The 24,032-nt window shown below is 49.6% G+C and carries 21 protein-coding genes; 12 read left to right on the forward strand and 9 right to left on the reverse strand.

Annotated features, from left to right (window positions below; all coding sequences use genetic code 11):
* Positions 1 to 69 precede the first annotated feature (69 nt).
* On the reverse strand, positions 70 to 1,206 hold the full coding sequence (locus tag Q0R57_RS11225) for a hypothetical protein (protein ID WP_294747521.1): 1,137 nt from the start codon (positions 1,204 to 1,206) through the stop codon (positions 70 to 72).
* 677 nt (positions 1,207 to 1,883) lie between these two features.
* Between Q0R57_RS11225 and Q0R57_RS11230 the strand changes: the two genes are divergently transcribed.
* From Q0R57_RS11230 to Q0R57_RS11245, 4 genes are read left to right on the forward strand one after another with little or no spacing between them, the layout of a single operon-like run.
* A complete protein-coding gene (locus Q0R57_RS11230; RefSeq protein ID WP_294747523.1) occupies positions 1,884 to 2,744 on the forward strand; it encodes a BRO family protein in 861 nt (286 codons plus the stop codon).
* Between the two features lie 10 nt (positions 2,745 to 2,754).
* Positions 2,755 to 3,468 carry an SDR family NAD(P)-dependent oxidoreductase gene (locus Q0R57_RS11235; RefSeq protein ID WP_294747524.1) on the forward strand — a complete coding sequence of 238 codons (714 nt, stop codon included), beginning with the start codon at positions 2,755 to 2,757 and terminating at the stop codon, positions 3,466 to 3,468.
* A 50-nt stretch (positions 3,469 to 3,518) separates the two neighbouring features.
* Positions 3,519 to 4,430, forward strand: coding sequence for a hypothetical protein (locus Q0R57_RS11240; RefSeq protein WP_294747527.1), 912 nt, complete (start codon positions 3,519 to 3,521; stop codon positions 4,428 to 4,430).
* 30 nt (positions 4,431 to 4,460) lie between these two features.
* Positions 4,461 to 4,805, forward strand: coding sequence for a hypothetical protein (locus Q0R57_RS11245; RefSeq protein WP_294747530.1), 345 nt, complete (start codon positions 4,461 to 4,463; stop codon positions 4,803 to 4,805).
* Positions 4,806 to 4,845: 40 nt separating this feature from the next.
* On the opposite strand, the gene Q0R57_RS11250 is transcribed toward Q0R57_RS11245, so the two are convergent.
* The gene (locus Q0R57_RS11250; protein ID WP_294747533.1) at positions 4,846 to 5,160 is read right to left on the reverse strand and encodes a nucleotidyltransferase domain-containing protein; all 315 of its coding nucleotides are present in this window, start codon (positions 5,158 to 5,160) and stop codon (positions 4,846 to 4,848) included.
* Between the two features lie 566 nt (positions 5,161 to 5,726).
* On the opposite strand from Q0R57_RS11250, the gene Q0R57_RS11255 reads away from it, so the two are divergent.
* Both Q0R57_RS11255 and Q0R57_RS11260 read left to right on the forward strand, forming a co-directional pair.
* On the forward strand, positions 5,727 to 6,329 hold the full coding sequence (locus Q0R57_RS11255; protein ID WP_294747536.1) for a DNA-binding protein: 603 nt from the start codon (positions 5,727 to 5,729) through the stop codon (positions 6,327 to 6,329).
* A 461-nt stretch (positions 6,330 to 6,790) separates the two neighbouring features.
* A complete protein-coding gene (locus tag Q0R57_RS11260) occupies positions 6,791 to 7,603 on the forward strand; it encodes a Fic family protein (RefSeq protein ID WP_294747539.1) in 813 nt (270 codons plus the stop codon).
* Positions 7,604 to 8,131: 528 nt separating this feature from the next.
* On the opposite strand, the gene Q0R57_RS11265 is transcribed toward Q0R57_RS11260, so the two are convergent.
* A complete protein-coding gene (locus Q0R57_RS11265) occupies positions 8,132 to 8,881 on the reverse strand; it encodes a hypothetical protein (RefSeq protein ID WP_294747542.1) in 750 nt (249 codons plus the stop codon).
* A 113-nt stretch (positions 8,882 to 8,994) separates the two neighbouring features.
* Here Q0R57_RS11265 and Q0R57_RS11270 point away from each other — a divergent pair, with 113 nt between their 5' ends.
* Both Q0R57_RS11270 and feoB read left to right on the forward strand, forming a co-directional pair.
* Positions 8,995 to 10,773 carry a biotin/lipoyl-binding protein gene (locus Q0R57_RS11270; RefSeq protein ID WP_294747545.1) on the forward strand — a complete coding sequence of 593 codons (1,779 nt, stop codon included), beginning with the start codon at positions 8,995 to 8,997 and terminating at the stop codon, positions 10,771 to 10,773.
* A gap of 103 nt (positions 10,774 to 10,876) precedes the next feature.
* Positions 10,877 to 13,273, forward strand: coding sequence for a ferrous iron transport protein B (gene feoB / locus Q0R57_RS11275; protein WP_294747548.1), 2,397 nt, complete (start codon positions 10,877 to 10,879; stop codon positions 13,271 to 13,273).
* Positions 13,274 to 13,297: 24 nt separating this feature from the next.
* Here the strand turns inward: feoB and uvrA are convergent, their stop codons facing one another.
* Complete coding sequence (uvrA, locus tag Q0R57_RS11280) at positions 13,298 to 16,174, reverse strand: excinuclease ABC subunit UvrA (protein WP_294747551.1); 2,877 nt, start codon at positions 16,172 to 16,174, stop codon at positions 13,298 to 13,300.
* Entirely contained in the window at positions 16,149 to 16,856 is a 708-nt protein-coding gene (locus Q0R57_RS11285) for a gliding motility-associated C-terminal domain-containing protein (RefSeq protein ID WP_294747553.1), read from the reverse strand. The genes uvrA and Q0R57_RS11285 overlap by 26 nt, the downstream gene beginning before the upstream one ends.
* 76 nt (positions 16,857 to 16,932) lie before the next feature.
* Between Q0R57_RS11285 and Q0R57_RS11290 the strand changes: the two genes are divergently transcribed.
* The 4 genes from Q0R57_RS11290 to Q0R57_RS11305 are packed head-to-tail and all read left to right on the forward strand — an operon-like array spanning position 16,933 to position 21,581.
* Positions 16,933 to 18,276 carry a LysM peptidoglycan-binding domain-containing protein gene (locus tag Q0R57_RS11290; RefSeq protein ID WP_294747555.1) on the forward strand — a complete coding sequence of 448 codons (1,344 nt, stop codon included), beginning with the start codon at positions 16,933 to 16,935 and terminating at the stop codon, positions 18,274 to 18,276.
* 6 nt (positions 18,277 to 18,282) lie between these two features.
* Positions 18,283 to 19,032, forward strand: a complete 750-nt coding sequence (locus Q0R57_RS11295) for a porin family protein (protein WP_294747558.1) — start codon at positions 18,283 to 18,285, stop codon at positions 19,030 to 19,032.
* A gap of 2 nt (positions 19,033 to 19,034) precedes the next feature.
* The gene (locus Q0R57_RS11300; protein ID WP_294747560.1) at positions 19,035 to 20,594 is read left to right on the forward strand and encodes a peptide MFS transporter; all 1,560 of its coding nucleotides are present in this window, start codon (positions 19,035 to 19,037) and stop codon (positions 20,592 to 20,594) included.
* Positions 20,595 to 20,615: 21 nt separating this feature from the next.
* Positions 20,616 to 21,581, forward strand: coding sequence for an endonuclease/exonuclease/phosphatase family protein (locus tag Q0R57_RS11305; protein WP_294747563.1), 966 nt, complete (start codon positions 20,616 to 20,618; stop codon positions 21,579 to 21,581).
* Here the strand turns inward: Q0R57_RS11305 and Q0R57_RS11310 are convergent, their stop codons facing one another.
* From Q0R57_RS11310 to Q0R57_RS11325, 4 genes are read right to left on the reverse strand one after another with little or no spacing between them, the layout of a single operon-like run.
* On the reverse strand, positions 21,582 to 22,163 hold the full coding sequence (locus Q0R57_RS11310; RefSeq protein ID WP_294747566.1) for a Maf-like protein: 582 nt from the start codon (positions 22,161 to 22,163) through the stop codon (positions 21,582 to 21,584).
* A 35-nt stretch (positions 22,164 to 22,198) separates the two neighbouring features.
* Entirely contained in the window at positions 22,199 to 22,717 is a 519-nt protein-coding gene (locus tag Q0R57_RS11315; protein ID WP_294747569.1) for an HAD hydrolase family protein, read from the reverse strand.
* On the reverse strand, positions 22,710 to 23,483 hold the full coding sequence (locus Q0R57_RS11320; RefSeq protein ID WP_294747572.1) for a Rossmann-like and DUF2520 domain-containing protein: 774 nt from the start codon (positions 23,481 to 23,483) through the stop codon (positions 22,710 to 22,712). Before Q0R57_RS11320 ends, Q0R57_RS11315 begins: the two co-directional genes overlap by 8 nt.
* On the reverse strand, positions 23,483 to 24,010 hold the full coding sequence (locus Q0R57_RS11325) for a nitroreductase family protein (RefSeq protein ID WP_294747574.1): 528 nt from the start codon (positions 24,008 to 24,010) through the stop codon (positions 23,483 to 23,485). Before Q0R57_RS11325 ends, Q0R57_RS11320 begins: the two co-directional genes overlap by 1 nt.
* Positions 24,011 to 24,032 lie beyond the last annotated feature (22 nt).

The following is a 24,032-nucleotide window of genomic DNA, read 5'->3' on the forward strand; positions in this document are numbered from 1 at the left end:
AAGCCCCTATATAGGGCCTATAATAGGGGCTATATAGGGGACTTACTATGCTGTTTATCAGCGAGTTAGCTAATTCTCAAAAATCTTGTCTATCTCTTCCGAACGTGCGGGCGACTTGCCCGTTTCCTGCATGTCCCATTTCTCCTGTGCCAGGTTGTTGATGTGCCACAGTTCTTGAAATGGTTTCCACTTTGAGCGCATCTGCAACTTGTCGGAAAACACATCGGCAATATACATGGCCTGCTTTCGTGACGTGGTGGGCAGCAGCTGGTAACATTCATCAACAAAGCCAGCCTTCTGCAACCCCTTCCAATAGTTTATCGCAATGCCGGTAGCCAACACATCGGGCAGCAGGCTATTATCTTCGTTCTCCTGCGGGGTGGCCTGCAACTTCTTGTATTCCTCCTGCGCCAACGAGATCTTGTACATATACTTCAGAAAGGCGTTTCGGTGCGCCTTGGCATTCTCCTCCTTACGGTTCGTATAAAAATGGCGCCCTACCTTCGCAGCGTTAACCACCAGACAACCGTCAACATAGTCAACCAACTTGCGAAACTCAGAATAATGTTTATGAACCGTCTTCTTCAGTTTATGGTCATCGTCCAGCAGACTGAAGTCAAACTCGGCAGGATAGCGCGTAGCACGCTGTATGTGTTCCACCTTGGTATTGAACACACCCTTTTCGAACATGTGTACTAGCTTCTCCGTCACATAGTCGTTGATATCCTCCATGCTGGGCTTCCCGTTGCACACGTCGTACAGCCATTCGTCAAAAGTCTGGCGAACCCGACGGGGCGTTCCCGAACTCAGATAACGGCGTTTCTCCTGCTCATACAGCCTGGCATACTCCTCATCCTTATGCCGACGCGCCAGTTGGTCGGCTATCAGCCCCAACGTGTTGCTCAGCACACCCAGCGCCTCGTTCCCCAGCTGTGTGTTCTCCTGCAAATCCTCCCTCGCGGCCGTCAGCTCCATAGCAAGCACACGCTCCGACTGCTCCGCGTAGTCAATCTCTGTGTCGGCATCGAGCACAGCCTCGCGGCTCACAACCTCGAGTACCTCCTTCGTCAACGTCTCGTTAACCTCCGTCACGTCGGCCACTAAACCCATCAGCCGGAACTTGCTTCCGGCCGTCACTTTCTCAACTCGGACCCTCTCTATCTCTTCAAAAAGGCCGGTAAACATATCGTTAAGGTCTATCTTCATATATTATTTCATTTTTTGCAAGGGAGTGCAAAGATACAAAAATTCCTGCTCACTTCTTACAGCAAGCAGGAACTATTTTTATTAAAAAAATCTAATGTCCTTTATTCGCCCTATTTCATGATTATCTTCTTGCCATTAATGATATTGATACCTTTCTGAGGCTCAGACTGGCGAACACCATTCATGTCGAAGTGTTTTGAATAATTACAAACCATTGTAAATCAGCTAATAACGAAGTAAGTACAAAATTGAAAGGTACAAAAAAGTGTAATTTCAATCTGGGGATGTTCGGCATGATTGGAGCACGAAATTCGGGTTGAAAAACCAAATAAAATTTAACATTTCATTGAGATTATTTAACGGTTGATTCTGGAACTTTTTAGGCTGTTTGTAAAGTCAGGATGACAGTAATGGGTGGAATTTACACCTTCATAACGTTGCCTTGCAACGTATAAACTGAGGTCAAAAAGGGGACGTTTGTACCGACGTTGTACCACGACTGCGATAATTGGCTGTTAGACAGCGTCGGTTAATAATTCAAGCCGAACTCATGCATGGCATTTTGATTCATTTTAGAGGGAAATGTGCACTATATCGTGTTAAAGTCTGTCATATCAGAACCTCCTTGAAGAATATTTTGTAACTTTGCAACCAAATTCACATAGGATTGTATCATCATGAACGAGAATTTCGCTATACAGCTCTTTGAGGGCAAGAAAGTTCGCATCGTATGGGATGCAGAACAGGAGAAGTACTATTTCTCCGTAACGGATATAGTGCAGGTCTTGACAGATTCCGTGAATCCGCGTGATTACATAAAGAAGATGCTTAGACGTGACCCAGAACTGAAATCCAAGTGGGGGACAATTTGTCCCCCTGTTGAAATGTTGGCTCCAGATGGCAAGCGACGCAAGACGCAAGCCGCTGATCTTGAAGGCATTTTTAGAATCATCCAGGCCATACCCTCCAAGAAAGCCGAACCGGTGAAACAATGGCTTGCTGAGTTGGGCAGTATGCGCGTTGACCAAATGATTGACCCGGAACTGACCTTTCAGATGGCCGTCGAGGACTATCGTCGCCAAGGCTACAGCGACCGCTGGATAAACGAGCGCATGCGCTCCATCGAGATGCGCAAGGAGCTGACCGATGAGTGGCATCGTTCCGGCATACATGAGCCTAAGGACTTCGCCATTCTGACAAATGTGCTGACAAAGGCGTGGAGCGGCATGACCACAGGCGAATACAAGCGTTACAAGGGGCTGACCAAGCAGAACCTGCGCGACAACATGACGAATGTGGAACTGGCACTCAACACACTTGCCGAGGTAGCTACCACGGAGTATTCTCGCCAATCTAATCCGCAGTCGATGGCCGAGAGCCAACGTATTGCAAAGGAAGGCGGCGAAGTAGCACGCGAAGCACGCGAGACGATGGAACGCCGTCTTGGCAGAAGCGTTGTTTCTTCTGAGCGTGCATCAGACTACATAAGGCCAATTGAGGACAAAGGGCAGAACGCTCTGCCCAAGGAGGACGAATAAGAACAATTCTATGAACATCATCATCATTGGAGCCACATCGGGCATTGGCAAAGCCTTGTTTGAGAAATATGCCATTGACGGAAACCGTATCGGTATCGTTGGGCGACGAACACACATGCTGGATGAACTCCGCCAGCAACACCCGGAATGCACTATCACGGCAACGGCCGACATCACCAAACAAGACGAGGTAGAGAGAGCCATCCATGACTTCACCAAAGAACTCGGCCATGTGGATTTAGCCATAGTCTGCTCTGGAACGGGCGAGATTAACCCCACGCTTGACTACGCATTGGAACGCCCTACGCTTGACACCAACGTGATGGGTTGGACATACGTCATTGACACGCTCTTCCATTTGTTTGAGCAACAGGCGCACGGTCATCTTGTTGCCATTACGTCGGCTGGTGGACTGAGAGGTGAGCCGATGGCACCAGCCTACAGCGCGACGAAGGCCTATCAAATCAACTATATGGAAGCCTTGCGCAAAAAGGCTTTCAAGTCAGGCGGAAAAGTCATCGTCACTGACATCCGGCCAGGTCTTGTCAATACGGCAATGGCCAAAGGCGAGGGTCTCTTCTGGGTGATGCCTGTCGAAAAGGTTGCCAGCCAAATATGTGCAGCCATTCGCAAGCGCAAGTCTAAAGTATATGTCACAAAGCGTTGGCACGTTCTCGCCATTATCAACAAGAATTTACCATTCACATTATATAAAAGAATGTAACTTCGTATTTTAGAAAATAGATAAATCGGAATTTACTTAAATACCTAATTATGAATAAGACAACTCAACTTGTTTTCGTGACCATAGCTTTAGTATGCGTTGGATGTTCGCAACAGTTTTGGGACAACCTTAAGATGATAAACGACGGCTATCAGAATGCTTTCACTTATCAAGGGGCACTCGAGAAGAAATACGCAGCAAACGGTTCCTATCAGGTGGAATCATATTCGTTGGCTGACAATGATGAGAAGATAAAGAGCCACGACATCTATTATCCAACGGTGTTGAAGACATCCACAAAGAAATGGCCACTCGTCGTCATAGCCAACGGTACAGGAATGCCAGCTAAATTTTACCCCGCCATCTTCAAACATCTGGCTTCGTGGGGTTTTATAGTTGTAGGCAATCAGGAAGAATGGACATGGGAAGGCAAGTCGGTGAGCAAATCGCAGGAAGTAGTCATCGCTGAAGGCAAAAACCCTAAGAGTCCGCTCTACAATAAGGTTGACACGGAACACATAGGACTTGTCGGTCACTCTCAGGGTGGTATGGCTGTCTATACAGCAGCATCGCGATTCAGCAACAGCCATCGCTACAAGGCACTATGCACACAAAGCGGCACGGCGGTCATGCTGGCCGACAGTCTCGGATGGGATTTTCTGAAAGGAGTAAAGGCCCCCATGCTGATGATGGGTGGCTGCGGAGGTGTTGATGCCAATGCGCTCAGCAAGCTTGATGATATGGTAAAATCATACAATGCCATCGGCTCGAAGCAGAAGGTTCTTGGAAGGATCAAGAATACGGATCATGGCGACATGCTAAAACGTGGCGATGCCTACATGACAGCATGGATGCGTTATTGGCTCTGTGGCGACAAAGAAGCCGCAAAGTGCTTTATCGGAACATCTGCAGAAATACTGTCCAATGGAAGCTGGCAGGACGTTAGACGGACAGGCCTTTAAATTCCAATTTAACGAATAACAAACAGCTTTATGGTTATCAAACAATTCACCCAGGAAGGAATAGACCTCGTTGCAAAGATGGCTGCGGGAGTCTGGGGTAAGGAACAAGGTGCTCATAGTTCTGAAGTAGCCCGTATCTTCTGCCAGCATTTGACCAGATACAGTTTGTATTCTGCTGATTTGGCATTTCAGGCAGAAGACGAAGAAGGCCTTCAGGCCATCGCCTTTGCATGGCTGCCAGGCGACACCAACGATGCTGCTTTATGGTTGCGGAGCCAATTTCCCAATATGACATACACAAAAAGAACCGTCCCTTTTGTGTACCTTTTGTGTATTGCTTCATCAATGGTCTCGTCTGCTCTTTCAATCCTGTAGCGGACAAGTGAACACCTGCTCTGTTCGTCTAAGGTCTCGTTCATATTCTTATGCCTTCATTCATTACATTAATATAGAAGGGAGTCTTAAACGGACGATTCTCCCATTGTTTGCGGAGCATAATCATTGGACTGACAAGGACGCCTGTGGCCAACTCAATTTCATACAGTTCGCCTGCCAATTCATCCTCATGCTTCAAATCACGGCGGTCTCCATCGAGCAGTATCAGCACGTCAATGTCGCTGTCGGGACGGGCATCGCCACGAGCCTCAGAGCCATAGAGGATAGCCGTCGCAGTTGGGTCAACGCGCCGTATAGCCTGACTAATTTGATTGACAATGTCTTTCCTGCTCATATTCGCCATTATATGTTTCACATTGCAAAGATATAAAGTATTTCTGAAACTTCCAAATTTTCGCTGAGAAATTACTGTGTTGCAGTTGTTGCAGTGTTGCAGTTCCAAAATAGGTTATATGAAAGTCAAAAATTAACTCTATATTTATATATAAATATAGAAGTATTTTTAGGGTGTGGGAATAGCTTCTCGAGAACTGCAACACTGCAACAACTGCAACAGTTTTTGTCAATATATTCTGGAATGAAAAAAATATCGCAGAAAAATGAAAAATTTCTTGTGAAGTATTCGTGAACCGCAATGAAAAGTTTTTACCTTTGCATTGTCAAATTGAAGAAGCGGACAGGCGGTCTTTAAAGGTAAAAATTGCGAGGATTAAATCTAGAAATTGCGCGCATTAATGGTAACAATTGTTTTCCTTAATGGTACCTTCTGGAAGTGAAACAAGGCGACAACGAGAGAATTAACAAAATTATTTACAAACATTTGAGCATTCCCGTCAAGCGGGAAAGCGGCGTAAGCCAAAAGGGCTCAATGTATTAAACTATTTAAAAACTAATTGAATTATGGCTATTAAAGTAATTGCACAGCGACGTGAAGTAAAGCTTGGTAAGAACCCTGGAAAGAAGTTCGTGATGCGTCCCGACCTCTACATCCCCATCCAGGAAAAGAAGGTGTTCGCAGAGGCCAGTACCCACAGCGGTATCTCTGCAGGTGTGATCAAGGCGGCTTGGGATGCCGCAGGTGAAGTAATCCGCACGTGGGCCACTGAGGGTCACAGCGTACCCCTGCCCGGTCTGGGAACGATGCGCTTCGGCGTCCGCTCTAAGGCAGTGGCTGACCTTGAGGACGTGAAAGCCAACCTGATTAGCACTCGCCGCATCATCTTCACCCCCAACGTGGACGTGAAAGACGAGCTGAAGAACACCAGTATCCAGATCACCTGTCTGGACGAGAACGGCAACGTGCTGAAGCGCGTGACCAGCGGCGACAGCGGCGAGATCGAGGACCCTGAGGAGAACGGTTCTACGGAATCTGGGAACAACGGATCTACGGAGAACGGCGGCAACAACTCGAACACGAATCCCACGAATCCCACGAATGGTGACAACACTGGAGGCAACTCTGGTGGCGACGGAGGCAACTCTGGCGACGACGGGTATAATTAAGGTGAAAGGTGAAAGGTGAAGGGTGAAGGGAGGATAGTTGAGTCATCCGGAGGGCTCGACACTCCTCAACCAGAAAACATTAAAGATTAAACATTAAGATTTTAATTATGAAAAAGAACAACGTTATCGAGATTGTGGCGAAGGTTCTAGTAGCCGCACTCACAGCATTCCTCACAGCCATAACAACTACCAGTTGCTTGGGACATGGACCAATAGCATTGTAAGAGGAAAGAGGAGCAAACAGAGAGATACACCGGCCCAGAGATGGGCCGGTGTGTTTGATATTGGTTTCTTAATTTATGCGAATTTTTAGGGTATTAGTGCATTGTTCGGGAAGAAAATAGTTACTTTTGCAGGAGAAAAAGGGTGCAAAATGGGCGAAAAAATGGCATTTGTGCACGATAAATTCAACATAGAATACCAATAACGAAACAAATATGTAAAGTTTTATGATAAAACCAATGTACCAAGTATCGGCAGAATCAATTAAGTTGATTGCCGAAATTTCAGAACAGATTGGAATACTGGAGACACTCACCGGTCACAAGCCAGAAGCGCGAGAAGAGGCGTTTAATCCTTTCGTGGAAGATGATCTTTTCCGTGCGCACGAAAATATGGTGGACGCATTGAGCGAGGGGATAGGTCGATACTATCAGAACGACCAGCGCATCAATCTGCACATGAAGATGCTCTTCGACTGGTTGAATAATACTGACGAGCATCCACTCATCAGCAGTTGCATTTTTCATTACGAAATGACCGCCATTCACCCCTTTTCCGAGGGTAATGAACGCCTGGGATTGTGCTGGCAGTGGTTGCTTTTGGTGCGTTGGCGCCCCATTCTGGCCGGTCTTCCATTCGAAACGACGGTAGTAGAGCGCCAGCAGGAATATCGCCGCGTATTGGCTTATATCGGTGAAAACGCAAAAACGAGCCATTTCATCGAGTTCATTTTGCGCTGTTTGCTGGATATCATACAACAGGAGGTAAAGAATAAAGTAGAGAATAAAGTAAAGAATAAAAGTAGAGAAAAAGTACAGGATAACTCGCAGAAAAAGGCCGTAGATGAGGACATTGAGACCCATTTGACCAAGTCAGAAGGGCGTATAGTCAAGCTGCTGGCCGAAGATCCTCGTATTACCATAGGAGCTATATCCCACAAACTACAGCTGTCAGAGGCCGGCGTAAACAAGGCTTTAGCGGGTTTGCGCAAGAAGGGAATCATAGAACGTATAGGCGCCAACAAGAACGGCTCCTGGAAAGTAAACATCTAACGTTTTACTAAAAGATATATTTTATAAAATACTCGGAATCAAACTATTATAATTAAAAGCAAAGAGAGGATTGCAGTCAACTGCGGTCCTCTCTTTTGACTTCTGAGCCGCACTTTTACCCCCTCTGACACCAGCCTCAGCGCCCTCGACGACTGCGATTCCGATTATTTTACACTTTCACGCGCTCAACATCTTCCATTTTCACCACCCTCTTAATGAATTTTTAGCCACACCAACCAACAGTCTCCTAACCCTTCTTTAACACTCCCCTACCCTTCGACCGAAATCTCGTCATCAAGAAAAAGCACCTATAGCCACCATAGACCTCAGCCTCAACCAAGCGACCCAAGCAAGTACGAACGACCGCTCGTTAGTCCTGCACACCAACGCATAACAAAGAAAATAATCTTGACAGAAAAATAAAGGCTCGCCAAGCGGCAAGCCTTATAATAATGTTAAATATTTTCTTTCGTGTTAATTTGACACTATTACAATCTCACACCCCGAACCGACAAAAAACGGGTTGTGTTACTCCTCTATCTTCTTATAGTAAGCGTGAGGTCCGTCGGGGAATTGGAAGACGAGAGAGTCGGGTGTAAGCATCAGGAGATGGGTGGTGTCGACAGAGAGAACGGTTTCGTTGCCCAGCGTGTCGAGGCCGACCTCAGTGAACAGAAAATTGCCCCCAGCGATGTGCCACTCACGATAGCGCTTCAGCTTCGGATATTCTACGGGCAGCACCTCGTCGGTGGTGTGGGCGCGCTGCGAGCCACGGGTGAAGCACATATTGTCGGGCTTGATGACGAAGGTGTACTCCTGGGGGATGCTGAGCAGCTCGCGGATGGAATCGGGCAGGCTGTTTTCCTTCTGACGCTGCGAGAGGCCCTCCATATCGGCACGCTCGCGCAACGTGGGCAGCACCTGACGGCCCCACTGTCCCATGAGGTCCTCGATGACAATAACCATATCGGCCAGCGTGCTGTCCTGCGCGTTGGGCACGATAGCCAGTTTGTCGCCAATGCGAATCTGTCCAAACACCTGATGGCAGCGTGAGGCCTCAAGGATATTGAGGGTATCGGGATCGCTGCCGTCGTAGTCGAGGGTCAGGAACACGAGGATGGTGTCGTTACAACCGTCGCAGGCCAGTCCATAGATGGTCTCGTCGGCTATAGCCTCAGCATTCTCGGTCTGCAGCGCAGCGGCTTCCCCACCCGCTTTTTCTCCGGCACAGCCCACCATGAGGGCCGTCATCATCATCGGAAATAATGCTTTCTTCATTGCTTTCTGTCTAATTTTGGGGCAAAGTTAATAATTATTTCACAATATACAATTGATAATTGACTTTTTTTTTGTACCTTTGTCGCGTTTTATGAAATCATCATATACAGATTATGGCAAAAAAGAAAATTAAGTTTAGTCTCGTCTACCGCGATATGTGGCAGTCGTCAGGCAAGTTCCAGCCGCGCAAGGACCAGCTGGAGCGTATAGCACCCGTTATTATCGACATGGGCTGTTTTGCCCGCGTAGAGACCAACGGTGGCGCTTTTGAGCAGGTGAACCTGATGGCAGGTGAGAATCCTAACGACGCTGTGCGCGCCTTCTGTAAGCCCTTCAACGAGGTGGGCATCCAGACCCACATGCTGGACCGCGGTCTGAACGCCCTGCGAATGTATCCTGTGCCCGATGATGTACGTGAGCTGATGTACAAGGTGAAGAAGGCCCAGGGTGTGGATATCCCCCGTATTTTCTGTGGATTGAACGATACCCGCAACATTATCCCATCGATCAAGTGGGCCAAGGCCGCAGGCATGATTCCCCAGGCCACACTCTGCATCACCACCAGTCCGGTGCACACCGTAGAGTACTATAGCAAGATTGCCGACGAGGTGATTGCTGCCGGTGCCGAGGAGATCTGCTTGAAGGATATGGCCGGTATTGGTCAGCCCGCCATGCTGGGCGCTCTGACGAAGGCCATCAAGACCAAGCACCCCGATATCATCATCCAGTATCACGGCCACTCTGGCCCCGGACTGTCGATGGCTTCTATCCTCGAGGTCTGCAACAACGGCGCCGACATCATCGACACCGCCATCGAGCCACTGAGCTGGGGTAAGGTGCATCCGGATATCATCTCGGTGCAGTCGATGCTGAAGAACGAGGGCTTCGAGGTAGAAGATATTAATATGAACGCGTACATGCAGGCGAGAACCCTGACTCAGGAGTTCATTGACGACTGGCTGGGCTACTTCATCAATCCCGCCAACAAGCACATGTCGTCGCTCCTGCTGGGCTGCGGACTGCCTGGCGGCATGATGGGAAGTATGATGGCCGACCTGGGCGGCATACAGACCATGATCAACAAGCTGCGCGAGAAGAAGGGCGAGCCCGTGCTGACGATGGACGACATGCTGGTGAAGCTGTTCAACGAGGTAGAGTACGTATGGCCACGCGTGGGTTATCCCCCATTGGTGACCCCGTTCTCACAGTACACCAAGAACATCGCCCTAATGAACCTGCTCACAATGGAACAGGGCAAGGGTCGCTACGTCATGATGGACGACGCCATCTGGGGTATGATTCTGGGCAAGAGCGGCAAGATTCCTGGCACCATCGCTCCCGAGCTCGTAGAGCTGGCTCAGCAACAGAAGCGCGAGTTTACCGATGTAGACCCGCACACGCTGATTCCCAATGCCCTCGACGGCTTCAAGAAAGAGATGGACGAGAACGGCTGGGACTACGGTAAGGACAACGAAGAGCTGTTTGAACTGGCTATGCACCCCGAGCAGTACCGCCCCTTCAAGAGCGGACAGGCCAAGAAGCAGTTCCTGGCCGACCTGCAGAAGGCGAAGGACGCCAAGCTGGGCTCGAAGATGAGCGCCGAGGAGCTGGCTGCCTTCAAGCACGCCAAGGCCGATGCGCTGGTGGCTCCCTCTGCCGGACAGATATTCTACGAGTTCAACGGCGAGGGCGAGTGTGCTCCGTGCGTAGAGCCGTTTATCGGTCAGAAGTACGAGGAAGGTCAGACCTTCTGCTACCTGATGGAGAAATGGGGCGAGATTGTTCCCATCCCCGCAGCACTCGGCGGCAAGCTCGTTGAGGTGAGCGCCAAGCAGGGTGCTAAGGTGAGCAAGGGCGACGTGCTGGCCTGGATTGAGCGTACAGAAAAGTAAGTACACATCATCATTATTAGGTATAAGCCATCGATTCTTTCATGTTTCGATGGCTTATTTAGTTTTTATTTTGTAACTTTGCAGCCGAATAGCAGAAAGGCGTATGAAGTTGTCGGAACTGAAAACGGGCGAGAAGGGCGTCATCGTGAAGGTATTGGGTCACGGTGGCTTCCGCAAGCGCATCATCGAGATGGGATTCATCAAGGGAAAAGTAGTAGAGGTGCTGCTCAACGCCCCGCTGCAAGACCCCGTGAAATACAAGGTGATGGGCTACGAGGTGTCGCTGCGTCATCACGAGGCCGAGCAGATAGAAGTGGTGAACGAGGGTTCGCTGCAACAGACAACCATCAACGAGGCCGAGATTGTTGTTGACAACGAGACGATGCTGCAGCACCGAGCCCTGCACGAGCGCAGAACCCTTAACGTTGCCTTAGTGGGCAACCCCAACTGCGGCAAGACATCACTCTTCAACTATGCCTCAGGAGCACACGCCCGAGTGGGTAACTACTCAGGAGTGACCGTCGATGCCACAGAGGCACACGCCTCGATGTTCGGCTATGAGTTCCTGCTGACCGACCTGCCCGGCACCTACTCCCTCTCGTGTTATTCGCCAGAAGAGCTCTACGTCAGAAAGCACCTCAGCGAGAAGATGCCTGACGTAGTGATCAACGTCATCGACGCCTCGAACCTGGAGCGCAATCTCTACCTAACCACTCAGCTGGTGGACATGAACGTGAGAATGGTGTGTGCGCTGAATATGTACGACGAGTTTGAACGTCGAGGCGACAGCGTGGACATCAAGGTGCTATCATCACTTTTCGGTATGCCGATGGTACCCACATCGTTCAAGAGCGGTATGGGCGTCAAGGAGCTGTTCCGCGCCGTCATCCAGGTGTACGAACGACAGGAGTCATCGCGACATATCCACATCAACTACGGACACGAGATTGAGCAAGGTATCAGTCATATACAGAAATACCTCAAGGCCGACGAGCACATCAGTCAGCGATACTCTACACGCTATCTGGCCATCAAACTGTTGGAGCACGACAGCGACGTGCTGCAATATGTGGGCAACCACCTGGCCGACGAGCACAGACCCGAAGACCGCAAACAACTGCTGCAGGCGCGCGACGTTGCTGCCGCTCGTGTGCAGGAAGAGACGGGCAGCGACTCGGAAACGGCCATCATGGACGCCAAGTACGGCTTTATCAACGGCGCTCTGAAAGAGGCACGCTACAAGACGGGGTCGAAGGAAGACACCTATCGCGTGACTCACATGATAGACAACGTGCTGTCGAACCGCATTCTGGGCTTCCCCATCTTCTTCGCCATCCTCTTCGTGATGTTCCAAACCACCTTCGCCTTAGGACAGTACCCGATGGACTGGATTGAGGCAGGCGTCGACTGGCTGGGCGGCTGGATAGAGGATGCAATGGTCGACGGTCCGCTGCGCTCCATGCTGGTAGAAGGCGTCGTGGGCGGTGTAGGCAGCGTCATCGTGTTCCTGCCGCAGATTCTGATTCTTTATTTCTTCATCTCGCTGATGGAGGATTCGGGCTATATGTCGCGTGCGGCTTTTATCATGGACCGCCTGATGCACAAGATGGGACTTCACGGCAAGTCGTTCATACCGCTGGTGATGGGATTTGGCTGTAATGTGCCCGCTGTGATGGCCACTCGCACCATTGAGAGCCGACGCTCGCGCATCATCACCATGATGATACTGCCGTTTATGTCGTGCTCGGCGCGTCTGCCCATCTATATCATGATTGCTGGCACGTTCTTCGCCCTGCAGTACAGGTCGTGGGTCATGATATCACTCTATGCCGTTGGCATCGTAATGTCGGTCATCGTCAGCAAGATTCTTTCCACATTCGTCATCAAAGGCGAGGACACACCCTTCGTGATGGAGCTGCCGCCCTACCGCTGGCCTACGGCAAAGGCCATAGGACGCCATACGTGGGAGAAAGGTAAGGAGTATCTGAAGAAGATGGGTGGCATCATCCTGGTGGCCTCCATCATTGTGTGGGCGCTGGGCTATTTCCCACATAACGACGAGCTCTCGCGTCAAGAACAGCAGGAACAGTCGTACATCGGCAAGATGGGTAAGGCCATAGAGCCTGTGTTCACGCCGCAGGGCTTCAACTGGAAGCTCGACGTGAGCCTCATTGCAGGTGTGGGCGCCAAAGAGATTGTGGCCTCATCGATTGGTGTGCTGTATAGCGGCGACGACTCGTTTGCCGACGATGATACGTTCTCGGACGACTCGGAGAAATACACACGACTGCACCAGCTGATGACTGCCGACGGACTCACGCCGCTGGCTGCCTACTGTTATCTGCTCTTCGTGCTGATATACTTCCCCTGCGTGGCTACGATTGTGGCCATCAAGAACGAGACGGGCTCGTGGCGATGGGCGTTGATAGCCGCCATCTACACCTCGGTACTGGCATGGGTAGTGTCGGCTGTGGTCTATCAGATAGGCCGCCTCTTCTAACGTCAATCAGACAGTCTCTTCTGATTACTTTTTCAGTTCTTGTTTCAGGAAACGGGGCGTATAACCCTTCTTGCTGCGTGCCACCTCTTCGGGTGTGCCCTCGCTGAGGATCATACCACCTTTGCGTCCGCCCTCAGGTCCCATATCAATGATATGGTCAGCCTGACAGATGACGTCGAGGTTGTGCTCGATGATAATCACGGTGTTACCTCTATCTACGAGTTTACGAATGACCTGCATCAAGATGCGGATATCATCGAAATGCAGACCTGTAGTGGGTTCATCGAGGATATAGAGCGTGCTTCCTGTATCGCGCTTCGACAGTTCCGTAGCCAGTTTTACGCGTTGACTCTCGCCGCCCGAGAGTGTCGTCGAGGGCTGTCCCAACTTGATATAGCCCAGACCAACATCCTGGATGGTCTTGATTTTACGCAGTATTTCGGGCACATTCTCAAAGAACTCCACAGCCTGGTTGATGGTCATATCGAGCACGTCGGCAATAGATTTGCCCTTATAACGCACCTCTAAGGTCTCGCGGTTATAGCGTTTCCCGTGACACTCCTCACAGGGCACCTGGATATCGGGCAGGAAGTTCATCTCGATGGTCTTATAGCCGTTACCGCCACAAGTCTCACAGCGACCGCCCTTCACATTGAACGAGAAGCGGCCAGGCTTATAGCCGCGAATCTTGGCCTCGGGCAGTTCTACGAAAAGGGTGCGGATATCGGAAAATACGCCAGTATAGGTGGCAGGATTAGAGCGGGGTGTACGACCCAACGGGCTCTGGTCAACATTCACCACCTTATCTATATATTGCAGGCCCTCGATGCTGTCGTAGGGCTTGGGTCTTTTCAGCGAGCGGTAGAAATGATGGGAGAGAATAGGTTGCAACGTCTCGTTGATAAGCGTCGACTTACCCGAGCCTGAAACACCCGTCACCACAATAAGCTTACCCAAGGGGAAGGTGACGTCGATATGCTTGAGGTTGTTGCCGCTGCAGCCTTTCAGTACAAGACTATGGCCATTGCCATCATTCCTCTTTCCACTCTCCTCATTCCACTTTCCACTCTCCACTTTCCTCTTTCCACTAAGATAACATGCCGTCAAAGTATCAGTCTTCAGCAGCTCCTGGGGCGTTCCCTGAAACACCACTTCACCACCCTTGCGGCCAGCACGCGGACCAATATCCACGATATAGTCGGCAGCCAACATCATGTCGCGGTCGTGTTCCACCACAATAACGGTATTACCCAGGTCGCGCAACTCTTTCAACGAACGGATAAGACGCTCATTATCACGCTGGTGCAGACCGATGGAAGGCTCATCGAGAATATAGAGCACGTTGACCAGCTGGGAGCCAATCTGCGTGGCCAGACGAATGCGCTGACTCTCACCACCCGACAGCGAGGCCGACTGGCGGTTGAGGGCCAGATAGTCGAGGCCCACATCCAACAGGAAGTCGAGACGGGTGCGTATCTCCTTCAGTATCTCGGCGGCAATCTGCTGTTGCTGAGCATCGAGATGTTCCTCCACATGATTCAACCATTCGCGCAACTCGCTGATGTCCATAGCTCCCAATTCTGAGATGTTCTTATCCCAGATGCGATAGGAAAGGGCCTCACGGTTCAGTCGCTGCCCGTGACACTCAGGACACTCACATTCTGCCAGAAACTGGTCGGCCCATTTCTGACCCGTAGTGCTCTCGTCGCCCTCCATAATGTCACGCAGGTATTTGATGATGCCATCGAAGTTGACGAAGTAATCACTCGAGGTATGGACCAGCTCTTTGTCGATGCGGATATCCTCTAACGAACCATAGAGAATCTCGTTCATGGTCTCGTCAGGAATTTCTTTTATTGGGGTCTTCAGCGTCAAGTCGCTCTTCTTCAGAATAGACTCTATCTGCCAGAAAATCAGCTGGTTCTTGTATTTACCCAAAGGAGCGATTCCCCCTTCATAGATCGTCTTACTGCTATCGGGAATCACTTTGTTGAGGTCAATCTCGCTGACCACACCGAGACCCTTACAACGGGGACAGGCGCCCTGCGGCGAGTTGAACGAGAAATTGTTGGGGGCTGGGTCGCTATAGGAGATGCCTGAGGTGGGACACATCAGTCGTTTGGAGAAATACTTCACCTCGTTGGTATCTTTATCAAGAATCATTATCAGACCCTCGCCCTGCTTCATAGCTATCTGCACGCTCTTCCTCAGACGCTCGTCGGGTTGGTCGTCAGCCTCATCCTTCACGCATAGTTTATCAATAACCACCTCGATATCGTGGTTCTTATAGCGGTCGACCTTCATGCCCAGCGTAATCTCTGTCACCTCTCCATCGATACGCATAGTGAGATAACCCTTGCGACGCATGGCCTCGAAGAGCTCACGATAGTGACCCTTACGATTGCGTACCAACGGAGCCAGGATAAAGATTCTGCGACCGGCATAGTCGTGCTGAATCATCTCTATCACTCGTTCCTCGGTATATTTCACCATCGGCTCACCAGTCATATAGCTGTAAGCCTTACCCGCACGGGCATAAAGCAATCGCAGATAGTCGTAAATCTCGGTGGTAGTGCCTACGGTAGAACGCGGGTTCTTGTTGGTGGTCTTCTGCTCAATGCTGATAACGGGCGACAGACCGGTAATCTTATCAACATCAGGACGCTCCATACCCCCAAGAAAATTGCGGGCATAGGCCGAAAAGGTCTCGATATAGCGACGCTGACCCTCGGCAAAGATGGTGTCGAAGGCCAACGACGATTTGCCGGAACCACTCAATCCGGTAATGACTGTGAGCGACTGACGGGGTATCTCGACATCAATATTCTTCAGATTATGGACACGAGCACCCCAGACGCATATCTTTTCGTCATCCTTAATCTCCACTGGTACTTCCTCCATCTGAATGTTTCCTCAACAGGTTGACGTCCTTGCGGATATTGTATTCCTTACCATCGGCACCGCGAGCTTTCACAATGACGAAATACACGCCGTCCTTGCAGTCCTTACCACGATAGGTTCCGTCCCAACCCTTAGAGATATCGGTCCAGTCGAAGAGACGCTGCCCCCAACGGTTGATGATATAAGCATGAAACTCCACAATACTCTTATAGTCACGCTTAGCCTTATACACATCATTGATTCCATCGCCATTAGGAGAGAAGGCGTTGGGGAACTCCAACCAGCTCTCGGCAACGAAGATTTTAATCTCGGCAGAGTCGACAACGACGTCTTCGTCACCAACATCGGTCTTCAGCACCACCAGATAGGTGCCAGACTCATTGAACGTATACTGCGTATCTTCCTCGTAGCGTACAAACAGCTCCTCATAGCCGCTGTTGCCTTCGAGACGACGGAAATGCCATTCGTAGGAGGGTGAGTAATCATCCATTCCCGACGGATTAGCCGTAAACGTCACCTCAAGCGGTGCCTGACCGTCGTCAATACTGGTAACTTCCTGGGTTAAGCCCTTGCTGTCAACATAAGAAGCCTTAGGCGACACTTTGGGTGTCACTTGCTGTGCTCCCGCTGTCAGGGAGGTCAAAAACAAGATAAAGAATGATAATATAAACTTCTTTTTCATATTTCTTTCCGTTTTGTGGGCAAAGTTACAAATTTATTTTGTACTTTTGTCGGCGAAAACAGAAAAAAATGAAATTATGAGGCATTTATTAAGATATTTTCTGATATGTGCGTTCGCCGTATCGCTACCTTTGTCAGTATCATCTCAGACCACAGGCACTCATGAGGTGAAGAAAAAGGAAACCATGTACAGCATCTCAAAGATGTATGGTATCACGGTAGAAGAGCTGGTTCAAGCCAACCCGGGAATGGAGAAGCCCGACTATAAACTGAAGAAGGGCTCGGTGATTGTCATTCCCCTGCGACAGCAAGAAGCACAGCAAGTATCTGCGGCGCCGACAGTCGTAGAGAAGGGTGATGTGCGCAACCGAGCCATCCGACTGGGTATCATGTTGCCTCTGCATAAGATTAACAACGACGGCAAGCGAATGGTGGAATACTATCGCGGATTGCTCATGGCCTGTGACTCGCTGAAGAAAGAGGGCATCTCAGTAGATATCCATGCATGGAACCTGCCCGAGACCGCCGACATCACACCACTGCTGCAAGATCCTGCCGCAGCCAACTGCGATATCATCATCGGTCCGCTCTATTCCAAATTCGTAACATCACTGGCCGCCTTTGCCCAGCAGCACGACATTATGTTGATGATTCCGTTCTCTATCCATGCACCAGAGATTTACACCAATCGTAATATCTTCCAGGTGTATCAGATACCCAACGATTTGGTGGAGTCGACAGCACGCCGCTGTTCTGACTGGTTCAAGGACTACCACCCCATCATTGTTGACTGTGGCGATACCACCAGTACGAAAGGGGCGTTTACGGCTACGCTGCGCCGACAGCTGGAGGTGAAGAACATCCAGTATAATGTAACGAGTCTGAAATCAACCGACGCACAGTTTGCCAGCGCCTTCGTGATGGGCAAGCCCAACCTGGTGGTTCTGAATTCGGCTCGTTCGCCTGAGCTGTTGTCCACATTCGGCAAGCTCAGCGCCATCAAGGCTGCCAATCCTGACATACAGATTTCAATGTTTGGCTATACAGAATGGATGATGTACACACAGTATCAGCTGGAGAACTTCTATAAATATAATGTGTATATCCCAGCTCCGTTCTACACCAACCTGATGTCACCACAGTCAGAGCGTTTCCAGCAGCTATACCGCAAGAATTTCAGTCAGGACATGATGAATGCACTTCCTCGCTTTGCGATGACGGGTTTTGACCACGCACTATTCTTCCTGCGCGGACTTCACAAGTACGGCAAGACTTTTGACGGTGCTGCCGGACGTTTCGGCTATCAGCCCTTGCAGACACCGCTGAAATTTGAGCGCATAGGCAATGGCGGTCTGCAGAACAGAGCATACATGTTTATCCACTATAAGGACGATCGTACCATCGAGACCGTGAATTACTAAAGAGGTATGAAACGTGTAATACTCCTTTTATCACTCACTCTCTGCATCGTCAACGTATCTTTCGCCCAGGTAGGCGAACATCGTGATGAGCTGGCCATTGGTGTTAATGGCGGCTATATGATGAGTAACGTGGGCTTTATGCCTGAGGTGCCGCAAGACATGCATACCGGTTTGACCGGCGGACTGACCCTGCGCTATACCTCAGAGAAATATTTTAAAAGCATTTGCGCCATCGTGGCTGAATTGAACTTTGCTCAGGTAGGATGGAAAGAAAGAATACTAACGCCTAACGACGACCCTGTCATCAACCCAATCACAGGCATTGCTGAGGCTTATGAGCGAAACATGACCTACCTGCAGATTCCCGTTTTTGCACGTATGGGCTGGGGCCGCGAACGCAAGGGTATACAGGTATTTGCACAGGCTGGACCTCAAGTGGGATTCTTCCTGGGTGAGAACACAAAAACCAACTTCACCAAACCCAACCTCGCTGAGCGCACGTCGCAGATTGTGGCTCAGGACTCGATGTCGGTGGAACGTAAGGTAGAATACGGTATTGCGGCGGGAGCAGGTATCGAGTTCAGCATCAACAACGTAGGACATTTCATGCTCGAAGGCCGTTACTACTACGGACTGGGCGACATCTTCGGCAACTCGAAACGCGACTATTTCGGACGGTCGAACCTGACAAATATCGTCATCAAGATGACCTATCTCTTTGATATTCACAGAAGTAACAACCCTAAAATCAAGTAAACATGTTTAAAAACCATCCTAAAGGGCTTCTGCTCGCAGCCCTCAGTAATATGGGCGAGCGCTTCGGCTACTACATCATGAATGCCGTGCTGGCATTGTTCCTGTGTTCTAAGTTCGGACTCTCTGACGGACAGAGCGGATTCATTGCAGCTATGTTCCTCACAGCCATCTATGTGCTCAGTCTGGTGGGCGGTATCATTGCCGACCGCACTCAAAACTATAAAGCCACAATTGCGTGGGGTCTGGTGGTGATGGCATTAGGATATATCCTGCTGGCTATTCCCGTGCTGTCCACTCCCGATAATATTTCTTGGCTGCTGCCCTTCACCATCTTTGCCTTATCACTAATTGCATGCGGTAACGGTCTCTTCAAGGGTAACCTGCAGGCCATCGTCGGACAGATGTACGACAATTTCGAGGCTGACGCCAAGAAGGAGAGTCCTGAAAAACTGAAGTGGGCACAGGGTCAGCGCGATGCAGGCTTCCAGATTTTCTATGTCTTCATCAACATTGGTGCGCTGGTGGCTCCTTTTATCGCACCGCTGCTGCGTAGCTGGTGGCTCAACTCGCATGGTTTGGAATACAATGCTGACCTGCCTAAGCTATGTCACGAATACATCAACATGGGGGCACAGATGCCTGCCGACCATCTGACCAACCTCAATGAGCTGGTGGCAAAGGTGGGAGGTAATGCCTCTGACCTCTCGGCATTCTGCACCCAGTATCTCGACATCTTCAATACGGGTATCCACTATTCGTTTATCGCATCAGTGGTAACGATGCTCATCTCGCTGGCTATCTTCCTGATGTCTAAGCACCTGTTCCCCACCCCAGGAAAGAAAGAGGCTGTGGCTTCGGAAGGTTATACAGAGGAAGAGAAACTGGCAATGGCAAAGGAAATCAAACAGCGCATGTATGCCCTGTTTGCCGTGCTGGGTATCGCCGTATTCTTCTGGTTCTCGTTCCACCAGAATGGACAGTCGCTCTCGTTCTTTGCACGCGACTTTGTGCAGACCGACGCTATTGCTCCTGAGATATGGCAGGCTGTCAACCCCTTCTTCGTCATTTTCCTGACACCTATCATCATGTGGATCTTCGCATCCCTGACAAAAGCCGGTCGAGCCATCTCTACACCTCGAAAGATTGCCTACGGTATGGGTATTGCCGGTATCGCTTATCTTTTCTTGGCCATCTATTCGGCTATGCAGGGCTATCCCTCTGCCAACGAGTTCACCGTTCTTGCCGACTCTGCAAAAGCTGGCCTGAAGGCAGGACCCTGGGTGCTTATCGTCACCTATTTCTTCCTGACGGTAGCCGAATTATTTATCTCGCCTCTCGGTCTGTCATTCGTATCAAAAGTAGCTCCTAAGAACCTGCAGGGTCTCTGCCAGGGACTGTGGCTGGGTGCTACGGCAGTGGGCAACGGTCTGCTGTGGATTGGTCCGCTGATTTACAACGAGTGGCCCGTATGGATTTGCTGGACAGTATTCCTGGTGGTTTGTGTCATCTCCATGGGAGTGATGTTCGGTATGGTGAAGTGGTTGGAGAGAGTAACCAAGTAAGTGGAAGTATATAAAAGAATAATGATAAAGGGAGATAAAGGACTATGGTCTTTTGTCTTCCTTTTTCTTCTATTCCCCTCTGTCGCTCTTTGCCAACAGCTGACATTAGTCGAATTGAACTGTGAAAACCTGTTCGACACTCAACACGACGAGGGAAAGGAGGACACAGAATTCCTTCCTGAGGGAGAAAGACACTGGACACCAACCAAATATTGGGGAAAGGTAAACAGAATAGGACAGGAGATTCTTTCCTGTTCTGACAATCTACCAGACTTAGTGGCTTTGATTGAAGTGGAGAACGACTCCGTCCTCAAGGACCTAACAAGAAGATCATTGCTCCGTAATGCCGGATATCAGTACCTGATGACAGAATCGAAAGATGTGCGAGGGCTTGATGTCGCTTTCTTGTACCAGCCCTTCCATTTCCGTCCACTCTGCTATGATTCTTTCTCGGTGCCACTCATGAAGAACATGCGTCCAACGCGTGATATTCTTTATGTTCAAGGACTGTGCATATCGGGCGATACGCTTCATGTATTTGTGGTTCATAGCCCTAGCCGTTATGGTGGAGAGAAAGAGACTCGTCCCTATCGACAGCAAGTGGTTAAAACACTTCAACAAGCGATGAAGGATATCAGCAAGGATGCGAAGATTATTGTATTAGGTGATTTCAATGATTATGCCGACAGCCCTTCTCTGAAACGGCTTTATGAATCAGGACTGAAGAACATCACTGCCGATATCAAGGGCAGGAATGGTTCTCCTGCAAATTACCGTTATCACGGAGAATGGCACTCACTTGATCATGTATTGGTATCTCCTTCCTTATCTACAAAAGTAGAGACATCGTACATCAACGATGCCAGCTTTCTTTTGGAGGAAGAACCAGAATATGGAGGAAAACGTCCGCGAAGGTCTTTTCACGGTTTTCGTTTTCAACAAGGATATAGTGACCACCTGCCCTTGGTGGTGCACTTCGTATTATAATTATAAGGTAAGCAATTCGCTATAGATGCGCTGAACGGGCAAGCCCATCACATTGTAATAGCTACCATGAAGACCGATGCATCCCACATAACCTATCCACTCCTGAATACCATAGGCACCAGCTTTATCAAAAGGACGATAGGTCTCAACATAATACTGAATCTCCTCGTCAGAGAGCTGTTTAAAGGTAACATCAGTAGTTACCGAGAAACGACGCTGTTGGGTCTTCGTAGTGAGGCATACACCCGTAGTAACCTGATGAGCACGACCACTCAAACGATGCAGCATCCTTGTGGCATCGGCAGCATCAACAGGTTTACCCATCACCTCATCATCAGCAATCACAATGGTATCGGCTGTAATTATCAGGTCATTGTCAGCTATCTGATTCCGATATGCCTCAGCTTTCTCTTTGGCAATAAACTCGGCAATCTGTGAGACAGACAAATCGTCGGGATAGCTCTCTTCAATATCGGGCAACACCTTAACCTCAAATTTGATGCCCAATCCTCCTAGCAATTCCCTACGGCGCGGAGAGTTGCTTGCCAGAATAATATGATACTTTTCTAGATTCTCAAGCATAACCAAAACCTTTATCCACTAACTATGAACCGTCATTACCAGCCGAACGCTTTCTCGTTCATCACCCATTTACCCTGAGCACGCAACGTCTGCTCTATCACATCGCGTCCGCAGCCATAACCACCTTTACGGTCGCTTACATAGATGCTGGCCTCTCGCACTTCGACGCAGGCATCCTGTGGACATACGGGACAACCTACACGCTGCATCACCTGCAGGTCGGGAATATCATCGCCCATATACATCACCTCATCATCCTTCAAGCCATATTTTTCGAGAAAGGCCTCATAGGTCTTAATTTTTATGGAGCAGCCCACGAAAACATCACTAACTCCTAATCCTTCGTAGCGCACTCTAACGGAATCAACATTTGCTCCAGTCATGATGGCGATATGAAGTCCCAGTTTAACAGCAAGCTGAATAGCATAGCCATCTTTTATGTTTACAGTACGCAAGGGCAGTCCATCAGCACCCAACGTAATGGTTTCTGCCGAGAGGACACCATCAATATCGAAGATGATGGCCCGTATTTTTGATAAATCGTAGTTAATCATTGGCGAGTCTATGTATGCTTTTACTCATAATGTCATAAATCTCCTGTATGTCGGCATCGTCGGAAAGTAATGCTTTCTGTGCCTCAATCACGTTTTGATCGTAACGGATGGCTGGTCCTGTTTGGGCAGCAAATGGATGCATAGAATGCACTTTTAGTGCTGTCTCATCTATCAGCGGTAGCATCACCTCAAAAGGAAGTCCATGCTGCTCTAATATCTTTGCTGACAGCGCATAGCAATGGTTGGCGAAGTTGCAAGCGAAGACAGCTGCCAAATGCAGATGCTTACGGTCTGCACTGCTAAGGACACGCACCTCTCGACTAACGCTTTCGGCCAATCGACGGGCCATATCAAGAGCCACATCATCTGCGCCCTCTATAAATATAGGTACGCACGAGAAATCCACCAACCGTTCTTTAGAAAAGGTCTGCATGGGATATAGCACACCCCCATGCTGGGTATATCCGGAAAAAACGGTTAGAGGCATCGAGCCGGCAGTATGAAGAAACACCTGATTCTCCCTACCCTTGCACAACGGCGGGATAACTTCTGCCAAAGCTGCATCTTTGATAGCTACCACAAAAGCATCAGCCTGAAGGGGCAGAGCGTCCAACTTATCAGTTGCCTGGCAGCCTACTTTCGCGCCCAACGCCTGAGCAGAAGCGATGGTACGACTCCACACAGCCAAGATACGATGTCCGTTTTGCTTCAAGGCCGAAGCAAAGTTTGTAGCCAGGCGTCCTGCGCCAACAAATACGATATCCATTAATACTTATCCACGTGTACGTTCTCCCACTTCAGCTTATACTCGTTCTGTGGCTGACGTTCATCTGCCTTATGACCAAAGGCCACAACACAAAGCACATTAAGATTCTCAGGGATATCGAGGATGCCACGAATCACCGTATCGGCACTGGTACCGTCACTCAAGCCGCGGCCACGCATCTGTACCCAGCAAGAACCCAATCCCAGCTCTTCTGCCTGATACTGCATAGAGATAGCTGCTATGCTACCGTCCTCTACCCAGCAATCATTCTGCATGGGGTCGCCCAACACAACAATAGCCAACGCAGCATCCTTAATGAGCTGACTGCCTGCATCTTTGGCATCAGCCAGTTTTTCCAGATCGCGCTTATCGTCAACCACCACGAACTGCCACCCGCGGTTACTCTTTGCTGTAGGCGACATCAATGCCGCACGGAGTATCAATTTTACGTCATCACCGTCAATTTCGGCAGATGTAAACTTGCGATGCGAACGACGCATCTGTACCAATGTTTTGAAGTCTGTCATAGTCTTTAAAAATAAATTACCA

It is taken from the genome of uncultured Prevotella sp., from assembly GCF_946407605.1.
Classification (GTDB): Bacteria; Bacteroidota; Bacteroidia; order Bacteroidales; family Bacteroidaceae; genus Prevotella.

Excerpts from the sequence above, each read along its gene's own strand:
- Q0R57_RS11225 (WP_294747521.1), bottom strand. The coding sequence starts at position 1,206 with ATGAAGATAGACCTTAACGATATGTTTACCGGCCTTTTTGAAGAGATA.
- Q0R57_RS11230 (WP_294747523.1), top strand. The coding sequence starts at position 1,884 with ATGAACGAGAATTTCGCTATACAGCTCTTTGAGGGCAAGAAAGTTCGC.
- Q0R57_RS11235 (WP_294747524.1), top strand. The coding sequence starts at position 2,755 with ATGAACATCATCATCATTGGAGCCACATCGGGCATTGGCAAAGCCTTG.
- Q0R57_RS11240 (WP_294747527.1), top strand. The coding sequence starts at position 3,519 with ATGAATAAGACAACTCAACTTGTTTTCGTGACCATAGCTTTAGTATGC.
- Q0R57_RS11245 (WP_294747530.1), top strand. The coding sequence starts at position 4,461 with ATGGTTATCAAACAATTCACCCAGGAAGGAATAGACCTCGTTGCAAAG.
- Q0R57_RS11250 (WP_294747533.1), bottom strand. The coding sequence starts at position 5,160 with ATGAGCAGGAAAGACATTGTCAATCAAATTAGTCAGGCTATACGGCGC.
- Q0R57_RS11255 (WP_294747536.1), top strand. The coding sequence starts at position 5,727 with ATGGCTATTAAAGTAATTGCACAGCGACGTGAAGTAAAGCTTGGTAAG.
- Q0R57_RS11260 (WP_294747539.1), top strand. The coding sequence starts at position 6,791 with ATGTACCAAGTATCGGCAGAATCAATTAAGTTGATTGCCGAAATTTCA.
- Q0R57_RS11265 (WP_294747542.1), bottom strand. The coding sequence starts at position 8,881 with ATGAAGAAAGCATTATTTCCGATGATGATGACGGCCCTCATGGTGGGC.
- Q0R57_RS11270 (WP_294747545.1), top strand. The coding sequence starts at position 8,995 with ATGGCAAAAAAGAAAATTAAGTTTAGTCTCGTCTACCGCGATATGTGG.
- feoB (WP_294747548.1), top strand. The coding sequence starts at position 10,877 with ATGAAGTTGTCGGAACTGAAAACGGGCGAGAAGGGCGTCATCGTGAAG.
- uvrA (WP_294747551.1), bottom strand. The coding sequence starts at position 16,174 with ATGGAGGAAGTACCAGTGGAGATTAAGGATGACGAAAAGATATGCGTC.
- Q0R57_RS11285 (WP_294747553.1), bottom strand. The coding sequence starts at position 16,856 with ATGAAAAAGAAGTTTATATTATCATTCTTTATCTTGTTTTTGACCTCC.
- Q0R57_RS11290 (WP_294747555.1), top strand. The coding sequence starts at position 16,933 with ATGAGGCATTTATTAAGATATTTTCTGATATGTGCGTTCGCCGTATCG.
- Q0R57_RS11295 (WP_294747558.1), top strand. The coding sequence starts at position 18,283 with ATGAAACGTGTAATACTCCTTTTATCACTCACTCTCTGCATCGTCAAC.
- Q0R57_RS11300 (WP_294747560.1), top strand. The coding sequence starts at position 19,035 with ATGTTTAAAAACCATCCTAAAGGGCTTCTGCTCGCAGCCCTCAGTAAT.
- Q0R57_RS11305 (WP_294747563.1), top strand. The coding sequence starts at position 20,616 with ATGATAAAGGGAGATAAAGGACTATGGTCTTTTGTCTTCCTTTTTCTT.
- Q0R57_RS11310 (WP_294747566.1), bottom strand. The coding sequence starts at position 22,163 with ATGCTTGAGAATCTAGAAAAGTATCATATTATTCTGGCAAGCAACTCT.
- Q0R57_RS11315 (WP_294747569.1), bottom strand. The coding sequence starts at position 22,717 with ATGATTAACTACGATTTATCAAAAATACGGGCCATCATCTTCGATATT.
- Q0R57_RS11320 (WP_294747572.1), bottom strand. The coding sequence starts at position 23,483 with ATGGATATCGTATTTGTTGGCGCAGGACGCCTGGCTACAAACTTTGCT.
- Q0R57_RS11325 (WP_294747574.1), bottom strand. The coding sequence starts at position 24,010 with ATGACAGACTTCAAAACATTGGTACAGATGCGTCGTTCGCATCGCAAG.